The sequence below is a fragment of the Trinickia soli genome, from assembly GCF_002879855.1.
In the GTDB taxonomy this organism is placed as follows: domain Bacteria; phylum Pseudomonadota; class Gammaproteobacteria; order Burkholderiales; family Burkholderiaceae; genus Trinickia; species Trinickia soli.
Genome location: NZ_PNYB01000016.1, coordinates 103,306 through 125,834, shown reverse-complemented (window position 1 = coordinate 125,834; position 22,529 = coordinate 103,306). Strand labels below are relative to the sequence as shown.

Below are 22,529 nucleotides of genomic sequence, written 5' to 3'. Positions count from 1 at the left end.
TGCTCCGATGCCCTGGCCTTTAGAAAAATCCGAGCGCTTCGGCTTGATAGCTGACCAGCAGGCACTTCGTCTGCTGATAGTTTTCGAGCGCCTTCTTGTGCGTCTCGCGCCCGATGCCGGACTGCTTGTAGCCGCCAAACGCCGCGTGCGCCGGATACAGGTGATAGCAATTCGTCCATACGCGGCCCGCCTCGATTTCGCGGCCCATACGGTAGGCGCGCGTGCCATTGCGTGTCCACACGCCTGCGCCGAGGCCGTAGTACGTGTCGTTGGCGAGTTCGATCGCGTCTTGCTCGTCCTTAAACGTCATCACCGACGCCACCGGACCGAAGATCTCCTCTTGGAAGACACGCATCTTGTTGTTGCCGAGCAGCATCGTCGGCTGAATGTAGTATCCCTCTCCGAGATCGGGCGCCGGGGCCGTGCGCCCGCCGCCCGTCAGGCACTGGGCGCCTTCTCCGCGGCCAATGTCGATGTACGACAGGATCTTGTCGAGCTGCTGTTGCGAAGCTTGCGCGCCGATCATCGTCTGCATGTCGAGCGGATGGCCGGCCTTGATGCGATCGACGCGGGCGATCGCTTTTTCGATGAAGCGGTCGTAGATCGATTCCTGAATCAGCACGCGCGACGGGCATGTGCAGACTTCGCCCTGATTGAGCGCAAACATCGCAAGGCCCTCGAGCGCCTTATCGAGGAACGCGTCGTCCTGATCGAGCACGTCGGCGAAGAAGATATTCGGGCTCTTGCCGCCGAGTTCGACCGTCGAAGGAATCAGATTGTCCGCGGCCGAGCGCAGGATGTGCTTGCCGACCGGCGTCGAGCCCGTGAATGCGATCTTTGCGATGCGCTTGCTCGTCGCGAGCGCTTCGCCCGCTTCCTTGCCGAAGCCATTGACGATATTGACGACGCCCGGCGGGAACAGATCGCCGATCAACTCCATCAACACGAGCACCGATGCCGGCGTTTGTTCAGCGGGCTTCATGACGACGCAGCAACCCGCGGCGAGTGCCGGCGCGAGCTTCCACGCCGCCATCAGCAACGGAAAATTCCACGGGATGATCTGGCCCACGACACCCATCGGCTCATGGAAGTGATAGGCCACAGTGTTGTCGTCGATCTCCGAAATCGCGCCTTCCTGCGCGCGGATGCAGCCGGCGAAGTAGCGGAAGTGATCGACGGCGAGCGGCAGGTCGGCCGCCATCGTCTCGCGCAGCGGCTTGCCGTTGTCGATCGTTTCGGCCACGGCGAGCAGCTTCAGATTCTTTTCCATCCGGTCGGCTGCGGCCAGCAGAGCATTCGAACGCTCGGTGGGCGAGCTCTTGGCCCACTTGCGCCGCGCGGCATGGGCCGCGTCGATGGCGGCATCGATGTCGGCGCCATTGGAACGCGGAATGCGGCAAAACGGCTTGCCGTTGATCGGCGACACATTCTCGAAATACTCGCCATTGACCGGGGGCACCCATTTGCCGCCGATGTAGTTGTCGTATTGCTTGCGGTAGGGAAATTCGAGGTCCAAACCGAGCTTTTTCAGGTCAAACAGGTCCATTGCATGTCTCCTTCGATCGCGTTCTGTGAAATTGACGGCGCCGAAATGGCCGTCCATACAAGGCAACAAGCATGCCAATTGAAAGCTTCGATGCAGGCGGCGCAAGCCCTTCGCTGCGCCGCGAGCGGTGTTTCATTTCCAGACAGATGTGATCCATGCGGCCAACGACTGTCTCAGTTTTAGACAATCGCCGACCGTTTGTCGCGCGATTCGTGCGCGCATTCGCTTCGCGTATTCGTTTGACATTCGTCAGACGCATCTATTTCGCCGACGCGGCCGCCACGCTCCCGCTTCCGTGCATCGGGCTCTGCGGCCCCGCGTTGAGCGGTGTCGTCGATGCCCTGAGGCTGTCCGCCGTCGTTTTGTTGCTGCTCGGCGCATACCCGTTTGCGTTGAGGAGAAACGCCATGATGTCGGCGTACTCCTGATCTTTGAGCTTGCCGGGACGATCAGCGGGCATGTTGGTGGCCATGTAGGCATAGACGCCGCCGATCGTCAGATGGGCGTTGCTCGCTGGCGCAAACGCCGCACCGCTGAGCGCCGGCGCGGTAATGCCTTGCATGTCGGCGCCATGGCACTTCGCACAGTTGCTTGCATATAGACGCTTGCCGTGCTGTACCTGAGCACGATCGAACGACGGCGCGGCAGCGACAGATGCCCCTGCGGCATCCGACACCTTGACGATGTGGCCCGTTGCGCTCGCCAGATAGCGGGCAGAACGCAGAGCGCCGGAACGCGGGCCGAGGGTAGGACCGTCGAGATAGGCGAACGCAGTGGGCTTGGCGCGCGCCGCTTGCAAGCCCGGCGGCGGCATCCAGGCGCGCGTCAACCCGGCAAGACGCCCGTCGGCCTCCATGGCGCCGAGCGCGCCATCGACCCGCTGCTGCAAGCGCTTGGCATGGTGGCCGAATGCGAAGACGAGGTGCCAATCCGAATAGGGCGAGCGCGTTTTACGCACATCGAAATGTTGACCTTCATGCGCCTGCTCATAAGCGACCACCGCCGGATACCAGACGACCGCTCGCTGCGCACGCCCCTCGGCGACGGCCGCGACGGTCTGCTCGGGCGTGGTCTCCAACACGAAGCGCGCATGTTGCTCTTGCACCGCGATCAGTTGCGAAGGGCTGCCGTAGGTTGCCGCGATCACCTCCTGCGCAGTGGCCGGTTGCCCTTGCGACGCAGCCGCGACGCTCACGTAGCTTGCACTCAGATAGCCGCGCGAGAACAGCATCCTGGCGTCCGCGGCATCGGCTGCCCGCGAGCGCGGAAAGCCTGCGATGACATCGCAGTCGCGGCCCAGCGCCGTGCGTAACGCCTTCAGCGACACGCCGTCGTCGTCTGCGCCGGCGTCACCAAATTGCACCAGCGCGGCCGCGATGCCCGCCGTCTTGAAGGTTTCCTGTGCGACCGCTTTATCGAGCGCAGCCGTGGGGCTACCCGGGAACGTGCAGATCCGCAACGGCGCTGCGGTGGCGCGCGGCGTCATGGTGAAGGCGAGAACGGCCGCGACCGACGCGGCCGCCCCCAGGCGATTCAATTGCGTTTTCATGATCGACTTTCGAAGTGGGCCGCGCCGCGCCATGGCTGTCTCGTCAATGAGAGCGTCACGACGCGTGGCGGCAGTGAGGCGGCGGTAAGGCGGCGGTGACGTGCCGCCGTAGCGTCGCGGATCAGCCGTGATGGAGCGCGAACACGTAGAGCGTTCCGCCGCGCGGCACCTTTTCCGAAATCTTGGCCATCGGGCCGCCCCAGATCGGGTTCGCACCGCCATAACCGGCGAGCACGGCGACATATTCCTGTCCGTCGACTTCGAAGACGGACGGCTGCGCGATGATGCCGCTCGCGAGCCGCGGGCTCGTCCAAAGCACCTTGCCCGTCGCCTCATCGAACGCATAGAGATGGCCGTCGAGCGAGCCGCTGAATGCAAGGCCGCCCGCCGTGCTGGCCACGCCGCCGTTCCACGGCATCTTGCTCCAGTGGCTCCAGACCTTCTTGCCCGTGTTCACGTCGATCGCCTGCAGCTCGCCGTAGCCGCGGCTACCGGGCTCCGGCTTGATCTCGAATCCTTCCCCGAGATAAGGCAGGCCTTCCATGTAACTGACCGACTTGCCCGACAGGCTCATGCAGGCGTGCAACGACGGCACGAACGCGAGATGCTTCTCGGGATCGTAAGAGACGGACCACCAGTTCTTACCGCCGAGAAAGCTCGGGCAGGTGTCGATCGTCGTGCCGACCGTCGGGTACTTGCTCTTGTCTTGGATCGGCTGGCCATCGGCGGTGTAGCCGGTCACCGAAGTCGCCTTCACGAACGCATTCGCGTAGATGAGCTTGCCTGTCGCACGATCGATCGCATGGAAAAAGCCGTTGCGGTCGGCATGGATGATCGCGTCGTAGTCTTTGCCGCCGTATCGGATGTTCGCGAGGATCGGCGTATTGACGCCGTCGTAGTCCCAGGTGTCGTTACGCGTGTACTGGTAATGCCACTTGATGTCGCCCGTCTTCGGGTCGAGCGCGAGCAACGAATCGCTGTAGAGGTTATCGCCTGGGCGCAACGCCGCGAGCCACGGCCCGGGATTGCCCACGCCCCAGTACAACGTCTTGGACGCCGGATCGTAGGTACCCGTGAGCCATGAAGCGCCGCCGCCATGTTCCTGCATGCCGTCGGGCCAGGTCTCGCTGCCTTTCTCCTTCTGCGCGGGGATCGTCATGTGCTTCCAGAGCACGTTGCCGTTCTGCGGGTCGAGTGCGGCGATGAAACCGCGTGCGCCGTATTCGCCGCCCGAGTTACCCACGACGATTGCCCCATCGATCGCCAGCGGCGCAAGCGAAAACGCGTACCCCGTGCCCGCATCGAACATGCGCTTTCTCCAGGCGACCGCGCCCGTTTGCGCATCGAGTGCGACGACCTCTCCGTTCAGCATCGCGATGTAGGCATTCTTGCCGTAAAGCGCCACACCGCGGTTCACCACGTCGCAACACGCATTCTTGAACGCCTCCGGCCCGAGCTTCGGCTCGAACTTCCAGAGCGGCTTGCCGGTCAGCGCGTCGAACGCATAGACATTGTCCTTAGGTGTACTAACGAACAGGTAGCGGCCGTTGACGATCGGCGTCGCTTCAAAGCCTTGCTGCAAGTCGGCGGGAAACTTGTAGGTCCACGCGACGCTGAGCTTGCCGACATTGGCGGTATTGATCTGGTTGGCCGGCGAATGCGATTGCCCGTTGTAGGTTCGGTAGTAGGTGAGCCAGCCGGGGTCGCTCTGCGCATTCGCCAGGCGATCGGGCGTCACCGCCTGGTAGTCCTCGGCAGCCATCGAATGCTGTGCCGTGAGGCCTGCGGCCGCAATGGCGCCGGCGGCGAGCACCGCACGCCACGAGCCCGAAAAAGTACGTCTCTTCATGTATGTCTCCTGTGTCGGCCAGAGTCCTTCGCTGTGCGGGTCGGCTGCGTGTGTGCAAAAGCACGCGCGGCTGCCATTTCCAAAGCACCTGGTCGGCTCTCATGCAAGGCCTGGTTAGTCGATTTATCGCGGCTGAATCCGGCGACTGTGCGCCGTGCGATTCGTGAAGAGATTGCCGCGGACCTGGCTAACGCAAGGGGTATGCCATTGCACGCGTGCCGTGCGCTGAGGCCGATTTCACAGGCGTTCGCGTGAAACCGCGCGGACGACGTCGATCTCGTGCGATGGCGCTGCTCCGCTCCAATCTGAAACACGTCTGACCGGGCGTTGTCGCGAAACGAGACAGTGAGTGCGACAGCGCGAAGCCACGAGCACGCTTTCGCACTGCTATCGAAACTGCGCGTGTTCGTCCGCGTATGCCTACGGCGGACCGGACCCGTTGGCATGCTTCTCGCATCCTGACGACCGCATCGCCCACCTGTACATTCACTGAGCGAAAGCGCGAGGAGCAGAACATGAAGCGGTTGAGAATGGTCGTCGACAAGTGGCTCGCGCCGGCGCCCGAAATGTCGCTCCGCGTCGAGAGGATCTCGGCCGGGATGCAAGGCGGGCATCGCGTGCGCGTGGAAATCGACGGCCCACGAGGCGCTATTTCTCTCGTGTTTTTCCGGCACGGCGACGGTGCGTGGCACGTGTTCCCCCCCGAGCAAGCGGGCGTGACCATGCGTGTGGCACAAGCGGCATAACCGAACCATGAAGCCAAGCGTGCGCGCGGGCGCACATGGGGATAACCCCCGATACCCGCACCATGACAAGGGGCGCATCGTATGAGGTCGGCGTCGAGATGACGAGACATTTTCTGACTTGACCAAAAGCAACCCGCGGCAGGTGCGACAATCTGGCGCAGTTCTTGCTCTCATCGGGGACACGAAAGTGTAGGCCACGTGCCGACGCTCGCCCTGGAGGAGACAATGCGCAACCTTGTTCATCGTCCGCCGCAATCGCTTGCGGCCGGCGAATCGAGCTGGCTCACGCCCTGTATTCAAAAGGCCCACGAACGCTCCGAGGGCTATGGCCTCAGCACGTGCACGAGGCCGGACTACGACGTCCTGCCCGCGACCGAATTGTCGCTGCGGGTGGAGCAGAGCCGCATCCTCTGTGCGCACGCGATGCCCGTGATGGAGACGCTGCGCGAGCAGATCGTCAATACGCAAAGCATGGTCGTGCTGACCGACGCGCAAGGTCTGATTCTGCATTCGATCGGCGACGACGACTTTCTCGAACGCGCGGAGAAAGTGGCCCTGCGCCCGGGCGCGCAATGGTCGGAGGAAAAGCAAGGCACGAACGCGATCGGCACGACACTGGCCGAAGGCAGCCCGACCGTCGTCCACGGCGATCAGCATTTTCTTGAAGCGAACCGTTTCCTGACCTGCTCCAGTGCGCCGATCCTCGATCCGTACGGCGACCTGATCGGCGTGCTCGATGTGACCGGCGACTACCGCAGCTACCATCAGCACACGATGGCGCTTGCGAAGATGTCGGTGCAGATGATCGAAAATCATCTGTTCGCCTGGACCTTCCGCGACACGCTACAGGTTGCGTTCCACAGCCGGCCCGAATTCCTCGGCACGCTGATGGAAGGCATCGCCGCGTTCACGGGCGACGGGCGCTTTCTGTCGGCCAACCGAAGCGCGCAATTCCAGCTCGGCATGCCGCTCGCCGCGCTGCGTGCACACACGCTGTCGTCGCTATTCGGGCTGACGAGCGCGCAGCTGATCGACCGCATGCGCACGAGCCGCGACGCGCCGTTCTCGCTGAACCTGCACAGCGGCGCCGTCGTTTGCGCGAACGTCACGTTTCGGCGCATGACGCTTTCCAGTGCGGCCGGGCAGACCGACGCGCGTCGCGATAAGAGCGCCGCCGAAGCGTATGCAGGCACGGGGACGGCAACGACGTCTTCGGCACGGCCGCTGCGCCTCGCGTCGCTCGACACGGGCGATCCTCAGATTGCCGCCGTCATTGCCAAAGTGCGCAAGGTCATCGGCAAGGACATTCCTGTCTTGATCACCGGGGAAACGGGTACCGGCAAGGAACTGCTCGCGCAAGCGATCCATAACGATTCGCCGCGCCGGTCGGGGCCGTTCGTCGCCGTCAACTGCGCGTCGATTCCCGAGACGCTGATCGAATCGGAGCTGTTCGGCTACGAGGAAGGCGCTTTCACGGGCGCTCGCCGCAAAGGTGCGGTCGGCAAGCTCGTACAAGCTCACGGCGGCACGCTGTTTCTCGATGAAATCGGCGACATGCCGTACCCGTTGCAAGTGCGGCTGCTGCGGGTTCTGCAAGAGCGTATCGTCAACCCGCTGGGTTCGGCGAAGTCGATTCCTGTCGACATCGCGGTCGTCTGCGCGACGCACCGCGACCTGCGCGAGATGATTGCGCAACACCGCTTTCGCGATGACCTCTACTACCGCCTGAACGGCCTCGTCGTGAAGCTTCCGCCGCTGCGCGAACGCAAGGATCTGGCCGTGGTCATCGGCACAATGCTCGAGAGCGAAGTTTTGACAGGTGGCGATGGGCAACGCCTCTCGGTCGCGCCCGACGTGATGACCCTCTTCGAGCGATGCACATGGCCGGGGAACTTCCGTCAGCTCGGGAATCTGCTGCGCACGGCCGCGGCAATGGTCGACGACGACGGTGAAATCCGCCGCGAGCACCTCCCCGACGACTTCTTCGACGATTTGCGCAAGGCCGACGAACAATCGGCCGTCGGTGGCGAGGCGCCATCGACCGGCGCGAGCGAAGCCCCGGTTGCGGCGCGATCGGGTGCGCGGCTGCAGGACGTGGCGGCCCAGGCAATCGCAGCCACGCTCGCCCGCCACGGCGGCAACGTTTCTGCCACGGCGCGCGCACTCGGCGTATCGCGCGCCACCATCTATCGCAACATGCCGGTCACGTCCGCCAACAAGCGCTGCACAGAGGACTGACCGGCGCGATTGCCCGCGCGGGACAGAGCAGCGACGCGTGCCATCTCGGGCGCGGCGCCTACTGACCCGCGCGGCCTGTCACAGAGCGTCCGGTCATGTCGCATTTTGCGACACCGCTGTCGCCGAATGAAACACTGTCACGCGCGTGAGTGCGCACGCAGCATCCCACACACGGGCCGACACCCCCGATCTCACGCCGTGCACCGACACGACGCTCGCCGACTGCGTCATCCGCCGCTTCCTTCGCCATCACGTGTGGCTCGGCATGCCGCTTGCTTGCTTCCTATCACCGCAGCAACGACCGCGGTTTGCCTTTCCATCGACTATCCCCACAAGGAGACAATCATGCAGTGGACTACGCCTGCTTATACCGACCTGCGCTTCGGCTTCGAAATCACGATGTACATCGCCAACCGCTAAGGAGCGGGTCGGCGCCGCGCAGGGAGAGGCAAGCAGGCTTCTTCGTGCGTGGCGACCGGACCCTGGCATCGTCATGCTGATCAAGGTTCTCGGCTCCGGCGCCGGTGGCGGCCTGCCGCAATGGAATTGCAATTGTGCGAACTGTGCGCAAGCCCGTTCGCGCACGAGCCCACTGAAGCCACGCACGCAGTCGTCGATCGCGGTCAGCGATAACGGCGACGACTGGGTGCTGTTCAACGCCTCGCCCGATTTGCTGGCTCAGTTGCGCGCACATGCCGAACTGCAGCCGGCGCGCGCGCTGCGCGACAGCGGCATTGCCGCCGTCGCGCTGTGCGATGCGCAGATCGATCACGTGACCGGTCTTGTCATGTTGCGCGAGCGTACGACGCCGTTGCCGCTCTATGCCACGCAACCCGTGCTCGACGATCTGTCGCGCGCCTTCCCGCTCATCCCGTTGCTCGGGCACTACTGCGGCGTCGATGAACATGCGATCGCACTCGGCGTACCGTTCGCCATTGCGCCGCTCGCGGGTTTGCGCTTCACGGCGATCGAGATAGAAAGCGCGCCGCCGCCTTATTCGCCGCATCGCGCGGCGCCGGTGATCGGCGATAACGTCGCCTTTGTAATCGAAGACGTAGCGACGGCGGCCACGACCTTCTACGCGCCGGGGCTTGCGCGCACGTCGCCATCGATTCTCGCGGCCATGCGCTCGGCGCGGCTGGTGCTGGTGGACGGCACGTTCTGGACCGATACGGAAATGATCGATCTGGGCTTATCGGGCAAGCGGGCCGCCGACATGGGTCATCTGGCGCAATGCGGTGCGAACGGCGAACCGGGCATGCTCTCGCTACTCGACTCGCTGCCCGGCACCACGCGCAAAGTGCTGATTCATATCAACAACACGAACCCGATTCTCGACCCTCGATCCGACGCGTACGCCATCGTGCGTGAGCACGGTATCGAGATCGCGGAAGACGGGATGGAACTACAGGTATAGCCGTGAACGACATGCCGATGCACGCCGCCCCGTTGATCGAAACACAGGAAGCACCTTGGCCGCGCGAGGAATTCGAGGCGCAGTTGCGCGCGCTCGGCAGCCGCTACCATATTCATCATCCGTTCAACGTCCGCATGAACAGCGGTCGTTGCTCGCCGGATGAAATCCGCAGCTGGGTCGCGAATCGCTTCTACTATCAGATCAACATTCCGCTGAAGGACGCGGCGATCTTGTCCAATTGCGACGATCGCGAAACCCGTCGCCTCTGGGTGCAACGCATCCTCGATCATGACGGCCACGGCGACGATGCAGGCGGTATCGAAGCGTGGGTGCGACTGGGCGAGGCCGTGGGGGTTTCGCGCGAAGCGCTGTGGTCGCTCACGCACGTCGTACCCGGTGTGCGATTCGCCGTCGACGCTTATGTGAATTTCGCGCGCCGCGCGCCTTGGCAGGAAGCCGTCTGCTCGTCGTTGACCGAAATGTTCGCGCCGCAGATTCACAAGGACAGACTCGCCGGCTGGCCCGAGGCCTACCCTTGGATCGCGCAAGAAGGCCTTCAGTATTTTCGGAGTCGGATTCCGCTGGCCCAACGCGACGTCGAGCATGGGCTTGCAGTCACGCTCGATTACTTCACCACGCCGGCCGCACAGCGACGCGCCATCGAGATTCTGCGGTTCAAGCTCGACGTCTTGTGGTCCATGCTCGATTCGATCGAAAGGGGGTGTGCGACATGACGTACCCCAACGCTACCGGCGGCGCGCCGTTGCGCCCTCGTCTTCGCCCGATCTTCCGGCTGCAATGGGAAGATGCGCAGGACGCGTATGTGCTGCTCTATCCCGAAGGCATGGTGAAGCTCAATCCGAGCGCGGGGCAAATACTCGTGCGATGCGACGGCACGCGCGAGCTCGACGAAATCATCACCGAGCTCGAACATCTATTTAACGCGTCGGATCTTGCATCGGACGTCTACCGGTTTCTCGACCATGCGCGACAGCGCGGTTGGGTGGACTGATCGTCGCGCGTCATCGGACATCAAAGGGCCATGAATCAGACCGCCACCCCTGCCGCCTCCGCCCCGCTGTGGCTGCTTGCCGAGCTCACGTACCGTTGTCCGCTTCATTGCCCGTTTTGCTACAACCCCGTGGACGCCGCGCGTCACGGGCCGGAACTCGACACAGAGACATGGCTGCGCGTGATCAGCGAAGCGCGTGCGTTGGGTGCGGTGCAGATCGGGTTTTCCGGAGGCGAGCCGCTCGTTCGCGACGACCTCGAAACGCTGGTGGGGCATGCGCGCGGGCTTGGCTATTACACCAACCTGATTACGTCCGGCGTCGGCTTGAACGAGGCCCGCATTGCTGCCTTGAAAGAAGCGGGCCTCGATCACATTCAGCTCTCGTTTCAGGATTCGACGCGCGAGTTGAACGATTTCCTGTCGAGTACGCGCACGTTCGAACTGAAGCGCAAGGTGGCGGGTTTGATCAAAGGGCACGGCTACCCGATGGTGCTCAATTGCGTGCTCCATCGCTATAACCTGCCGCACGTCGCCCAGATTATCGACATGGCGCTCGATCTCGGCGCCGAGTATCTCGAACTGGCCAATACGCAGTATTACGGGTGGGCGTTGCTCAATCGCGATCAGTTGCTGCCGACTGCGGAGCAATTGCGCGAAGCAGAAGAGACCGTCAACCGCTATCGGAAACTCATCGGGACGCGATGTCGGATTTTGTTTGTCGTGCCCGATTATTTCGAGCAGCGGCCCAAGGCATGCATGAACGGTTGGGGATCGGTGTTCCTTGGCGTAGCGCCGGACGGCACCGCGTTGCCCTGTCATGCGGCGCGGTCGTTACCGGGCTTGGACTTGCCGAACGTGGGGGAAATGTCGCTGGAGAAGGTCTGGTACGAAAGCGCCGGGTTCAACGCGTTTCGGGGGGAAGCCTGGATGCGCGAGCCGTGCCGCACCTGCGACGAACGCGAAGTCGACCATGGGGGGTGCCGCTGCCAGGCGTATTTGCTGACGGGGGATGCGCGTGCGGCTGATCCCGTATGTGCGAAGTCGCCGCATCACGGGGAGGTGGAGCGGGCTGTGAAGTTCGCTCGTCGGGTGACGAGCGTCGAGGAACGGCCTCTGGTGTTTCGTAGTATGGCGGCACGGACGGACGGCTGAACGTCGCGAGGCGTCAGGTGCACGTCGAGAGCAGGCTTGCCCGCGACTCACTACAATAGCTGGCAATTCTATGTCCGCGGCCGCTGGCCAAAAGCGCCGGCGGAAACCTGCCCCGCTTCCGACCCCGTGATGACTCCCGATATTTCCGACCGCGTTGCCGCTATCGTGCGGCGCCCGAACTCGCCGCGCTTTCTGCTGTTTATGATCTGCTTGTTCTCCTCCGCGGGGCAATTGGCGATCGACATCTACGTGCCGGCGCTACCCGCGATGGCGCGTTACTTCGGGACGTCGCCGCAGGCGATTCAATCGAGCGTGTCGGGCTACATGGCAGCTTACGCGCTCGGGCAATTGATCTTCGGCCCGATCGCCGATGCCTATGGCCGCAAGCGCGTGCTCGCATTCGGTCTCATCGTCTACACGATCGGTTGTGCGTTGTCGCTGGCGGCGCCGAACCTCGAAACGTTCATTCTTGCGCGCTGCTTGCAGGGTTTCGGCATTGCGGCGACGAATCTGCTGGCGAAGGCGATCATCACCGATTCCTTCGCGGGCCAGGCGTTGATACATGCGTTCACCTACATGGCGATCGCGTGGGGGCTTGCGCCGATCATCGCTCCGGTGATCGGGGCCCATCTGCAAACGTTGTTCGGATGGAAAGCGTGCCTCGTCTTCCTGCTCGTTTATTCGCTCGCCATGTTGGGCGTGCTTTGGCGCTATCGTGAGACGCTGCCGTCACCGGTGCGTCTCGAGCCGCGCACGCTGCTGAAGAACACGGCGATGGTGCTGTCGAATCCGGTGTTTCAAAGCTGCTTTCTTGCACAGGGGCTGTGTTACAGCATCCTGCTCGTGTTCAATATCGTCGGGCCGTTCATGGTGCAGAACACGCTGCACGAGCAGCCGACGTACTTCGGCTATCTGGCGCTCGGCATCGGGTTGATGTACTTCCTCGGCGGGCTGTCGAATCGTCTGCATGGACCGCGCTTGCCGAGTGCGGAAATGCGGCTGCGCATCGGGTCGCGCGTGATGGTGGCTGCATCGATCGTGATGGTCGTGCTTGCGTTGACAGTGGGCCTGCGGGTTTGGACGCTCGCCGTGCCCGTGCTCGTGATGGGGCTGTGCGCGGGTGGGATGTACCCGACGCTGATGGCCAAGGGCAACTCGCTGTTCCCCCATATCGCCGGTTTGACGAGCGCGATTCTGGGCTGCGCGCTGTTGCTCGTGTCGTCGGCGATGATGGGGCTGGCGGGCTTTGTGTCGATTCACGTGCTGCTGCCGCTTGCTCTGTTCTTTCTGCTGCTCGCCATGACGGTGGTCGTGATGGTGACGAAGCTGTTGCGGTATTTGGGGCAGGTTTGAGGCGGTCACAGGACAGCTCAGCAGAGAGACATCGCGCTGGCGCATCAGATGGCCGGTGAACATATCAATCCTCCAGTTCACGGAGGTCGTGCGCGCGCAGCTTGAACGTCGGCACGTCAATTGGTCGAAAAGCACCGGCGCCGTCGCTATGCATTCCGACTTGAACGGAACGTACGTTCCGGGGAACTAAATCGCCCGTTCACGAACGTACCCCTACCAAGCGGTGCGGCGTCCGCCGTTTTTGCGCCGCTCAATTAAAGAACCAAGGGGAAAACAGATGAAATGGTTGGATCTCAACGCATTCTTGGGGATATCGGCCATCGAGTGGTCCTACGCAATCGCTGCGGCGCTTGTTACCTACCTGGCGCTTAGCTGGGTCCTCCGGCTGGTCGTGGCTCGGCTGGCTGCAATCGCCGAACGAACGTCCACCCGGTTCGATGACATCCTGGTGCTGCTGCTAAAAGGCACCAACCGGCTGACGCTCGTCGCCGCCGCCCTGCTCACGGGCACGAACTTTCTCTCGATCCCGGACAAGTGGAGCAACCGGCTCGATCATCTGTGGTTTTTGGTCATTGGCTTCCAGATAGCGTCATGGCTGAACCGCGCAGTGACGTTATGGGCTCAGCAACGGTTGAGCCCTCAAGGCGCGATCGCGCACAATCCGGTCATCACGACCATGGGCGCGTGGATCACGCGCACGCTGCTGTGGACCATCCTGGTCCTCGCGATCCTTGCCAACATGGGCGTCGACATTACAGCGTTCGTCGCCAGCTTGGGCGTCGGCGGCGTGGCGGTCGCCCTCGCGGTGCAGAACATTCTCGGCGACGTGCTGGCGTCGCTTGCCATCGGCCTGGACAAGCCGTTCGAGATAGGGGACTTCATCGTCTTCAACGACATTGCGGGCAGTATCGAGCACATCGGGCTCAAGACCACGCGGATTCGCAGTTTGAACGGAGAGGAGATCGTCTGCGGCAACACCGCGCTGCTGAAGAACACGATCCACAATTACAAGCGAATGAAGGAACGCCGCATCCTCTTCGGGTTCGGCGTCACCTACGACGCCACGACCGAGCAATTGAAGGCCGTTCCCGCGCTCGTCAAGCAGGCGGTGGAACATGCCGGCAATACGCGTTTCGACCGCGCACATTTCAAGGCCTTCGGAGCCAGTTCCCTGGACTTCGAGGTCGTGTATTACGTGACCGACCCGGATTACAACCTCTACATGGACGTGCAACAGCGCATCAATCTCGATCTCATGGACGGGCTCTATCGCGCGGGCCTGAGTTTCGCCTTCCCGACGCACACGGTCCACCTGTCGCCCGGAGCCGGAGCGGACTTGCTTTCCAGCGCGCGGCCAAGCACCGGGCTCGCCGACGAACGGTCGGCGGCATCGACTGGCGAGGGCGTGCGCCCGGACTCGCGCCCACTCCCCTCTCAAGCGCGCGTTACCTCGCCGCAGCGGCAGTGCTAGCGGGAGCGCATACGTTGCTCGACGCCTCTTTCCGTTGTCGCCTCGATCTCGTCCCCGAGCGGGCGGCTTTCTCGATGAGGCTTCCCGGCGAATCTTCCGCGAAATACCGAGCGCCTTTTAAGTTTCGCTTAAGTGTCGCTATCTACGGTAAGCCCTTCCCGAAGATTTCCCCTGGCGGCGCGCTGCTCGATGTCCGACGTACGTTCTTCACCCGACTTCACATGGCATTCGCTTCCCGGCGATGTCCTGCACGTGCAGCGCGAATAGCTGCCGCCGCCACGCGCACCAGCATCCGCGCAAATTTCGTCTTCGTAAGCATTCCTGCTCCCGAACCGGACGCGATCGCCGAAGACTGGCCCCCCCCGAGGCCGTCGCCGCTCCGCTCACCGTTTTTTCCGTCGTCATCCATGGCCCTACCTGCACTCGTCGTGCCCACAACGCGCATCGGCAAAGCCCTACTCATTTGCGCGTTCAGTTCAGCTTGCGTCGCCTTCATGCTCTCGCCGCCCAGACGCGGCTCCCGTCCGGACGACGATATGCCGTCCGCCGCGGGGCCGTCGCCTGTTGCGCATGACGCCGATGCGCTGCGCGCGGCGCGCCCGGACGCGGCCTCATCTGCGGGCACGCTCTATAACGACGCGCCTTCCGGTCGTTCGCCCGCAGCCGGCCCGCCCGCCCAGCCGTCCGGTCCGGTCGCCCGATCCGTGACCATCGATTCGAGTTTCGCCGAAGCGATGCGGCGCCTAGGCGTCGATGCGGGCGTGACCGCGTTGCTCGCGCACGCGTTCGCAGGCCAGATTGATTTTCGCCGCGATCTGCGCAAGGGCGACACGGTCAGCCTCGTGATGCCGCCCGCCCATGCCATCGATCCCGCCAGCAACGCGCAGGCCACGGACAACATGCCCCTCGCGGTGCGCATCTCGCATGGCGACACCGATCACGATTTGTTCCTGCATCGCGATCTGCGGGGTAAGCCGTTCTACTACAGGGCCAACGGCCGATCGGGTGCGCCGGCGTTCGCGCGCTATCCGCTTGCGTTCACGCGCGTGTCGTCGAATTTCGCCGCACGCCGTCTCGATCCCGTCACGCATCAATGGCAAAGCCATGACGGTGTCGATCTCGCCGCGCCGATAGGCACCCCGGTTCACGCGACCGCCCGCGGCACGATCTCGTATATCGGCTGGGAAACCGGCTACGGCAAGATCATCGTGATCGACAATGTGCCACCGTATCAAACGGCGTTCGCACATCTGTCGCGTTTCGCCCGCGGGCTGCATCGGGGCACGCACGTGCGGCGCGGAGAAGTGATCGGCTACGTCGGCAAGACCGGCTGGGCAACGGGGCCGCATCTGCACTACGAAGTACGCGTCGCCGACGTCGCGCGCAATCCGCTCACCGTGAGCCTGCCCGGCGGCACACCGCTGCACGGCAGCGACCGCAAGCGTTTCGCGCAGCGTGCGAATCGCCTCGCCGCGCTGTTTTGAGCGCGAGAACGATGCGCCTGTGGCCGATTCTGTTCGTCGCACTGTGCACCTTGCCGTTCGCCTTCGCCGATCACGCGTTCGCGCGCGCGCGAGCACACTCGCACCGCCGTCGGCCCCGCCCCGCGGTGCTCGCACGCGCTGCGATGGTGGTCGATCTCGCGACCGGACGCACGCTTTATGCGAAGCATCCCGACCGGCGCCTGCCCATCGCGTCCCTCACGAAACTCCTGACGGCCATGGTGGTCGTCGACTCGAAGCGCTCGCTCATCAGGCCGTCGCGCATCACGAACGCCGACGTCGACCGGCTCAAGTGGTCGCGCTCACGCCTGCCGGTCGGCTCGCTGCTGCTCAGGCGCACGATGCTGCACATCGCGCTGATGTCGTCGGAGAATCGCGCGGCGTTCGCGCTGAGCCGCGACTATCCGGGCGGGCGGGCCGGATTCGTGCGCGCGATGAATCGCAAGGCGAGACGCCTGCAGATGCGGCACAGCCGCTTCGTGGATCCGACCGGGCTGTCGCCGCACAATGTGTCGACCGCGCGGGACCTGACGCGACTCGCGCGCGCCGCGTACCGATACCGGCGGATACGCCTGTATTCGACATCGCACCGGAAGCTCGTGCTGGGCGGCGCGGGACCGCTGATGTATCACAACACGGATCCGCTGGTGCACTATGTCGCGTGGCACGTCGCTTTGCAAAAGACGGGCTTCACCAACGAGGCGGGACACTGCCTGATCGTCATGACGCGCGTGCATGGACACATGATACTGATCGTGCTGCTAGGCGACCCGTCCCCTCAGGCGCACTTTCAGGACGCCATCGATCTGCGGCGCTGGTTGCTCGAAGGCCGCCATCGTTGAACTGCCGCCCGCGTGGACGGCGTCGAGCAAGCTTGCCCGGGTTCGGGCGGATGGCCCTTTATGTCGCACTGTGACGCGATCCCATCGATGGTTGCGACATCGGGCCGCATTGCATCGGGAGACACCAATGAACGGTTGGCACATGGCAATTGCAGCGGCACTTTGCCTGCTGCTCGTGGCGTGTTCGCGCCGCGAAAGCGTCTTCTCGCTCTCGCCGGTCTTCACCGCGAAATCCAGCATTTCCGCGTCAGCGGTCGCGGGTTGCGTGGCGCATCGCTGGAAACAGGGCACGCGGCGTTTGCGTCGCGGCGAACGCGCCGGAGCGATCACGCTGCGTGCCGAATCGTTGTTTAACGGAGCGCCGATCGGTCTGCGCGTGGTGCCGGGCGGACGGTACACGCGTGTCGAATACTTCCGCAGGCGCCGTGTCGGCCCGCTTTACTGGTCCATGGTGCGCGGGTGTCTCGATCCGGATGCGGGCGATGGAGCGGACGGCACGCCGGACGCCCCGACGTCATGAACCGGCCGCGCAACACGCATGGTTTCAAGCAATCGGAAGTGCTGGGCGAAAACCTCTACCTGCGATTCCGATTACGATCGGCGCTGTTGGGCGCGGCATTCGCGCTGGCCTTCCTCGCATTGATCGCACGCGCTTTCTGGGTGCAATGCATCAACGACGGCTTCTACCAACTTCAGGGCGATATTCGCCAGATCCGCGACTTCACCGTGCATGCGGCGCGCGGCCGCATTCTCGATCGCAACGGCCACATTCTCGCGATGAGTCTGCCTACCCGTGCGCTTTGGGTGGATGCGCGTGACGTGCCGAGCGTCGCGCGGAATAAACTGGCGTCGGTGGCCGCTCTGCTCGGTATCGACAGCGGCCGCGTCGAGGACGTGTATCGCGAGCATCGCACGTTCGCGTATCTGCGACGCCAGGTGCCGCTCGCGACCGCGAACGCCGCGATGCGGCTCGACATACCGGGCCTCTATGCCGAGCGTGACTATCGGCGGTTCTATCCGGAAGGCCAGATCGCCGCGCAGGTGACCGGGTTCGCGGGCGTCGACGGCAACGGCCAGGAAGGCATCGAACGTGTCGACAACCGCTTCCTCACGGGCATCGATGGCAACCGGCGCGTGTTGCGCAATGCGCGCGGCCAGATCATCGATACGCTGAATTTTGTCGGGCCGAAGCCGGGCCGGAACATCCGGCTGTCCATCGACCGGTCGATCCAGTTCGCCGCCTTCCAGGCGGTGCGCAATGCGGTGCGGCGCTCCGGCGCGAAAGCGGGCTCCGCCGTCGTGCTCGACGCGCATACCGGCGAAATCCTCGCGATGGCGAACTGGCCCACCTACGATCCGAATCGCAACGCCGCGCGCAGCGGCCGACAGATCCGCAACCGCGCGGTAACGGACGTCTTCGAGCCGGGCTCTGTGCTCAAGCCGCTGACGATCGCGCTTGCACTCCAGCGCGGAGTCGTAACGCCGGATTCCATCGTGACCACCGACGGCGGCCGCTTGCGGCTCGACCACGCGGTGATTCACGACGATGCGGATTTCGGCGTGCTGACGGTTTCTCAGGTGATCCAGAAATCGAGCAACGTCGGCACCACGAAGATCGCGCTGCAGCTCAAGCCCCGCGACATGTGGCGCAACTTCCGCGCGGTGGGATTGGGACGTGCGCCCTCTGCGGGGCTACCCGGCGCTGCGGCTGGCAACCTGCGCCCGTATCAGCACTGGCGGCGCATCGACCAGGCGACGATGTCGTATGGCTACGGCCTGTCGGCTTCGCTGCTGCAGCTCGCGCAGGTCTACACCATCTTCGCGAACGACGGCGTATTCGTTCCCGCGACGATTCATGAGCGCGGCGCCGCGCGCGTCCATGGCCGGCGCATCTATTCGGCGCGCGTCGCGCGCGAGGTGCTCGCGATGCTTGAAAGCGTCGTGTCGAAAGACGGCACCGCGCCACAGGCGCAGGTCGCGGGCTACACGGTCGCCGGGAAGACCGGCACCGCATACCGCTGGACCGCGAAGGGCTACGACCACAGCCAGTATCGCGCGTCCTTCGTCGGAATCGTGCCAGCGAGCGCGCCTCGCGTGATCATCGCAGTCTCGATCGACCGGCCAAGCAAGGGCTCGCACTTCGGGGGCGCGGTCTCGGGGCCGGCCTTCGCCAAGATCGCCGCGAGGACCATGCACATTCTCAATGTCTCGCCCAACGAGCTCACGGCCAACGAGCTTTATTCGCAAGCGCCCGCGACCTGAGGCCGGCGAGCCCGGCGCCTCGTTTCATCGGCCCGGGCCTGCCGGCCCGGCTGTCCGGTCGCCACGGGCAGTCCCGGCGCCCGCGCCGCGATCCAACTCCATCGGTGACCGAGCCGGGAACGCGGGCTGCTGAGGTGCTGATGCCATAGCGGCAAACACCAGCTATCCTGTCAATTGGTGGCTGATACGGAAGGGCCTGAAGGACCCGAAACCTCGCCTTCGAACGGCGCGCGTACGGGTTCGCCCCGAATTCAAGCGGCACACCCAGCGTCCTCGCGCAGACCGGCATGTTCCAGTGCGGCCAAGAAACCCGAGCTCCACCAGTGGACATCGAACTGGCGGATTCGACTCATGAGTGCGGCGTGGCGGTTGACTCGCTCATCCAGGGACATTGTCAGTGCGCGCTGAATCGCGTGTGCCGTCCCTTGCGTGTCATAGGGGTTCACCAGCAGTGCTTCCTTCAAGTGCTCCGCGGCGCCAGCGAACCGCGATAACACCAGCATGCCCGGGTCGGCGGGATCCTGCGCGGCAATGAACTCCTTGGCGACCAGGTTCATCCCGTCGCGCAGCGGCGTCACGAGCGCAACGCGGCTTGCGCGATACAAGCCGGGCAACCGCTTCCGAGCGACATTGCGATGAATGTAACGCACCGGCATCCAGTCCAGTTCGCCGTAATCGCCATTGATCTCGCCGCACAGACTATCCATCTGGCGACGCAGGTCGTCATAGGCGCCAACGTCCTCGCGGCTTGGCGAGGCAATCTGGATCAACGTCGCGCTGCCGCGATTCTCGGGGTAGGTGGCAAGGAGTTCCCGAAACGCATGGACACGTTGCGGCAGCCCCTTGGAATAGTCGAGCCGGTCGACACCGAGCAGCAGGCGGCGCCGCGAGTACTCTTCGCGCATCCGCAGGAACATGTCGACCCCGTCCCGCGCATTGGCGAGCTTGGTGAATTCGTCGACGTCGATACCGATCGGGTACGCCCCCACACGCAGAGTACGATTGAACGCCCGAAGACTACCGTCCGACAAGCACTCGGCGCCGGCCTCCGATTCCACGTAGCGCGCAAAATGCGTCACATCGGCTTCGCTCTGGAAGCCGACGAGATCATAGGCAAACAGCGAACGCATCAGCCATTCGTGTTCCGGTATCGCCGCCATAATCAAGGGCGGCGGCACGGGAACATGCAGGAAAAAGCCGATCCGATTGCCGCACCCCATTGCGCGCAATTCTGCCGCGAGGGGGATCAGATGATAGTCGTGAATCCAGATGACGTCATCGGGCCGTAGTAAAGGTAACAGCTTATGGGCGAATAGCCGGTTGACGCGCCGGTATCCAGCGGCGAACTGCACGTCGAAGTTCGCGAGATCGAGCCGGTAATGAAACACCGGCCACAACACCCCGTTGGCATACCCCAGGTAGTACGCGTCGTAGTCCTGCTGGCTCAGATCGATGGTAGCGAGTTGTACGTTGCCTACCGCCTCCAACTTGACGTCACCGTGATCCGCACTGTCAGGCGTCTCTTCACGGATTTTTCCGCTCCAACCAAACCAAAGACCACCCGTCTGCTGCAGACTTTCCTTAACTGCGACCGCAAGGCCTCCCGCCGCGGCTTTGCCCGGATCGGCAACACGATTTGAAACGATAACCAGACGACTCACTGGATCCCCATATTGATTTCATGCTGGATGAACGGGTTGACATAGCTCGTGGGACGAATGCGATACCTATGCGTGTCGAGCATGACCAAGCGACCCTATCGTCGCCATGCGGTTCGCCGAACCCGTGCCCGTGCCGCAGCTTGATTGGCTGGAGCAGCGCCGCCCGGCGCCGCGCCGGTTCCGGCGAGCACGCCCCATGCGCCCGTCGGCGTCGCGCCGTGTCCCTGCCGGAGAGTCACCGCACCGAGCACGAGCCCTGGTGCCGACGAGCCCGCACAGTCGGCTTCCACGAACCGGCAGCCCTGCCGCGCCCATTTTTGGGACAGAATGTATTCAATCGTAACATATGCGTTCCGCCCGCTATTGAGCGTTCGGGCCTCGCGCTGCGGCACCGGTCTGGCCGAGGCGGGCAAGACGAATGATCGGCAGATCGAACCGGACCGCCTTTAGATGTCGCGGATGAAGTCAGACTTTACTGGTTTACCCTATGTATTTTAATTGTCGCTGCTCTTTGACCAAGCCTGCGGAGGCGCGATATCGCCCCTCCTACCTGGCGCCGCGTGGCAGGCAGGAGGGGCGATTCAGTGGCTATGGTGGGGTGATGGGGATCGGCCGGGCGGCCTGGCCATCAGGAAGCCTTAATGTTGGCAGTTCATCATGGCAGTGCCGTTCGTGCGCACAACTGCCACTAGACCGGGCAGGCACGTTGGGTTGCCATCAACGATCCACTGACACTCAAGAGGTCCACGCATGACCCTCTCACCCATCAACGCCAATGCGATGAGCTTGGCGGCGCAGTCCGCCCACTATGCTTCCGGGGGAAACGAAGCACGCGAAGTCGGTCCCGATCACGACGGAGACGGCGACGATGGCGGTAGCCAAGCCATTGCCGCCGCGGCGTCGCGGCCGGTGATGAATGCCAACGGCCAGATGGTCGGCGGCACCGTCAATGTCACCGCGTAAGCGGGATACAGCGACGAATTAACGACGCTTAACGGCGATGCCGGTTTCCTTCGGGAGATCGGCTGTCCGAGCGGGCGGCGTGACTGAAGTGTCGTTTTGGGCAACTATGCGCGTAGGGTCTCCAAGGGGGCGTCATCGCGCGCGCTCTTGGCACGTCACAAGTCGCTCGCGAGGCAGGCATTTCGCGTGACGGACTCTACAAGGCATTGTCCGACGAGGGCAATCCAAGCTTGGGCACCATACTCAAAGTAATTAAAGCGCTCGGATTGCAGTTGCACAGCGCAAAGGCGAGGCGGAGCGTGCGTCCCCAAGTCGCCTCGGGAAACAACTAGCGCCGCGGTTCGCTTAGCGCCCGGTAGATAGTCACCCGAATTGCGCCAAGCACAGCACTCGCAATTTCCCACTGGAACGGTGGGATGGGTGTCGCTATGTATCCGCCCGAGAATCCCCGCAGTAGCGAATGCCGCCGATTTAGCGGAGACTTCAGTACCGTCGGGGAGAGTGGTTGTCGGCGGCGCCGACACGTGGCGACGTCGTCGCCGTTGGAGGGGCTTGTGTGCGCGAGATGGACTACCGCCGCGGTGCTTCCCGGGCGTCGCAGTAGAAGCTCAGGGTGTCGTCGTCTTTGATCTTGACGTGCCAATGGCCGACGCAGTACTTGGCGTCGGCGAACTTCTCCCGCCAGCGATTGGAGAGCTTGCCGATCCAGTCACGCGCTTCCGATGGCATCTGCGGCGAGGCGGCCATCTGCTGCAGCATCTGCAGATAGGTGGGATCGCCTCCGCGAGAGTTGGCCGCGACGTGCGCGTTCCAGATCAGCACCACGAGCTTATATATCTCGCGCACCACGGCGATCGGCGTCTCTTCAGTGATGGCCTCGGAGAGAAGCGGCTCGCCGAAGTCTAGGATCGTTTCGGAGATTTTGCGTTCGGTCTTGCCCGCGCTTGCTTTGCCCATCGTTTCGTT

19 protein-coding genes and 1 pseudogene are annotated in these 22,529 nt (G+C 63.5%); 15 read left to right on the top strand and 5 right to left on the bottom strand.

The annotated features are described in order from the left end of the window. Positions 1-19 precede the first annotated feature (19 nt). From C0Z19_RS18750 to C0Z19_RS18740, 3 genes are all read right to left on the bottom strand, one after another. Entirely contained in the window at positions 20-1,546 is a 1,527-nt protein-coding gene (locus C0Z19_RS18750; protein ID WP_102611352.1) for an aldehyde dehydrogenase family protein, read from the bottom strand. A 259-nt stretch (positions 1,547-1,805) separates the two neighbouring features. Then, on the bottom strand, positions 1,806-3,095 hold the full coding sequence (locus C0Z19_RS18745) for a c-type cytochrome (RefSeq protein WP_102611351.1): 1,290 nt from the start codon (positions 3,093-3,095) through the stop codon (positions 1,806-1,808). A 121-nt stretch (positions 3,096-3,216) separates the two neighbouring features. Then, entirely contained in the window at positions 3,217-4,944 is a 1,728-nt protein-coding gene (locus tag C0Z19_RS18740) for a methanol/ethanol family PQQ-dependent dehydrogenase (RefSeq protein WP_102611330.1), read from the bottom strand. Positions 4,945-5,459: 515 nt separating this feature from the next. On the opposite strand from C0Z19_RS18740, the gene C0Z19_RS18735 reads away from it, so the two are divergent. The 13 genes from C0Z19_RS18735 to C0Z19_RS18675 all read left to right on the top strand — a co-directional run bounded on the left by C0Z19_RS18735 (position 5,460) and on the right by C0Z19_RS18675 (position 18,939). Then, the gene (locus C0Z19_RS18735) at positions 5,460-5,690 is read left to right on the top strand and encodes a hypothetical protein (RefSeq protein WP_102611329.1); all 231 of its coding nucleotides are present in this window, start codon (positions 5,460-5,462) and stop codon (positions 5,688-5,690) included. Between the two features lie 225 nt (positions 5,691-5,915). After that, entirely contained in the window at positions 5,916-7,928 is a 2,013-nt protein-coding gene (locus C0Z19_RS18730) for a sigma-54-dependent Fis family transcriptional regulator (protein WP_102611328.1), read from the top strand. A 345-nt stretch (positions 7,929-8,273) separates the two neighbouring features. Next, positions 8,274-8,348 (top strand): pyrroloquinoline quinone precursor peptide PqqA, encoded by a 75-nt coding sequence (gene pqqA / locus C0Z19_RS18725; RefSeq protein WP_006410019.1) that lies wholly within the window; start codon positions 8,274-8,276, stop codon positions 8,346-8,348. Between the two features lie 73 nt (positions 8,349-8,421). Further along, positions 8,422-9,345 (top strand): pyrroloquinoline quinone biosynthesis protein PqqB, encoded by a 924-nt coding sequence (gene pqqB, locus C0Z19_RS18720; RefSeq protein WP_102611327.1) that lies wholly within the window; start codon positions 8,422-8,424, stop codon positions 9,343-9,345. Positions 9,346-9,356: 11 nt separating this feature from the next. Then, on the top strand, positions 9,357-10,079 hold the full coding sequence (gene pqqC / locus C0Z19_RS18715; protein WP_425330284.1) for a pyrroloquinoline-quinone synthase PqqC: 723 nt from the start codon (positions 9,357-9,359) through the stop codon (positions 10,077-10,079). After that, positions 10,076-10,357 carry a pyrroloquinoline quinone biosynthesis peptide chaperone PqqD gene (gene pqqD / locus C0Z19_RS18710; protein WP_102611326.1) on the top strand — a complete coding sequence of 94 codons (282 nt, stop codon included), beginning with the start codon at positions 10,076-10,078 and terminating at the stop codon, positions 10,355-10,357. Before pqqC ends, pqqD begins: the two co-directional genes overlap by 4 nt. Positions 10,358-10,387: 30 nt before the next feature. Next, complete coding sequence (gene pqqE / locus C0Z19_RS18705; RefSeq protein ID WP_102611325.1) at positions 10,388-11,509, top strand: pyrroloquinoline quinone biosynthesis protein PqqE; 1,122 nt, start codon at positions 10,388-10,390, stop codon at positions 11,507-11,509. A 129-nt stretch (positions 11,510-11,638) separates the two neighbouring features. Further along, a complete protein-coding gene (locus tag C0Z19_RS18700) occupies positions 11,639-12,862 on the top strand; it encodes a multidrug effflux MFS transporter (protein ID WP_102611324.1) in 1,224 nt (407 codons plus the stop codon). Positions 12,863-13,139: 277 nt separating this feature from the next. Then, the gene (locus C0Z19_RS18695) at positions 13,140-14,333 is read left to right on the top strand and encodes a mechanosensitive ion channel family protein (protein WP_102611323.1); all 1,194 of its coding nucleotides are present in this window, start codon (positions 13,140-13,142) and stop codon (positions 14,331-14,333) included. A gap of 536 nt (positions 14,334-14,869) precedes the next feature. Continuing rightward, the gene (locus C0Z19_RS28300; protein ID WP_158243025.1) at positions 14,870-15,817 is read left to right on the top strand and encodes a peptidoglycan DD-metalloendopeptidase family protein; all 948 of its coding nucleotides are present in this window, start codon (positions 14,870-14,872) and stop codon (positions 15,815-15,817) included. 11 nt (positions 15,818-15,828) lie between these two features. Next, positions 15,829-16,677: a serine hydrolase family protein gene (locus C0Z19_RS18685; protein ID WP_102611321.1), complete on the top strand. Its 849-nt coding sequence runs from the start codon at positions 15,829-15,831 to the stop codon at positions 16,675-16,677. A 127-nt stretch (positions 16,678-16,804) separates the two neighbouring features. Then, complete coding sequence (locus C0Z19_RS18680; protein WP_102611320.1) at positions 16,805-17,197, top strand: hypothetical protein; 393 nt, start codon at positions 16,805-16,807, stop codon at positions 17,195-17,197. After that, a complete protein-coding gene (locus C0Z19_RS18675) occupies positions 17,194-18,939 on the top strand; it encodes a peptidoglycan D,D-transpeptidase FtsI family protein (RefSeq protein WP_102611319.1) in 1,746 nt (581 codons plus the stop codon). The genes C0Z19_RS18680 and C0Z19_RS18675 overlap by 4 nt, the downstream gene beginning before the upstream one ends. 251 nt (positions 18,940-19,190) lie before the next feature. Here C0Z19_RS18675 and otsA read toward each other — a convergent pair whose 3' ends face one another. Next, on the bottom strand, positions 19,191-20,600 hold the full coding sequence (gene otsA / locus C0Z19_RS18670) for an alpha,alpha-trehalose-phosphate synthase (UDP-forming) (protein WP_102611318.1): 1,410 nt from the start codon (positions 20,598-20,600) through the stop codon (positions 19,191-19,193). A 750-nt stretch (positions 20,601-21,350) separates the two neighbouring features. Between otsA and C0Z19_RS18665 the strand changes: the two genes are divergently transcribed. Together C0Z19_RS18665 and C0Z19_RS18660 are read left to right on the top strand one after the other, a co-directional pair. Beyond that, the gene (locus C0Z19_RS18665) at positions 21,351-21,563 is read left to right on the top strand and encodes a hypothetical protein (protein WP_233196194.1); all 213 of its coding nucleotides are present in this window, start codon (positions 21,351-21,353) and stop codon (positions 21,561-21,563) included. 128 nt (positions 21,564-21,691) lie between these two features. After that, positions 21,692-21,895: pseudogene (locus C0Z19_RS18660) on the top strand (addiction module antidote protein); the annotation flags it as partial. A gap of 238 nt (positions 21,896-22,133) precedes the next feature. Here C0Z19_RS18660 and C0Z19_RS18655 read toward each other — a convergent pair. Further along, positions 22,134-22,520 carry a hypothetical protein gene (locus C0Z19_RS18655; RefSeq protein ID WP_102611348.1) on the bottom strand — a complete coding sequence of 129 codons (387 nt, stop codon included), beginning with the start codon at positions 22,518-22,520 and terminating at the stop codon, positions 22,134-22,136. Positions 22,521-22,529: the final 9 nt, after the last annotated feature.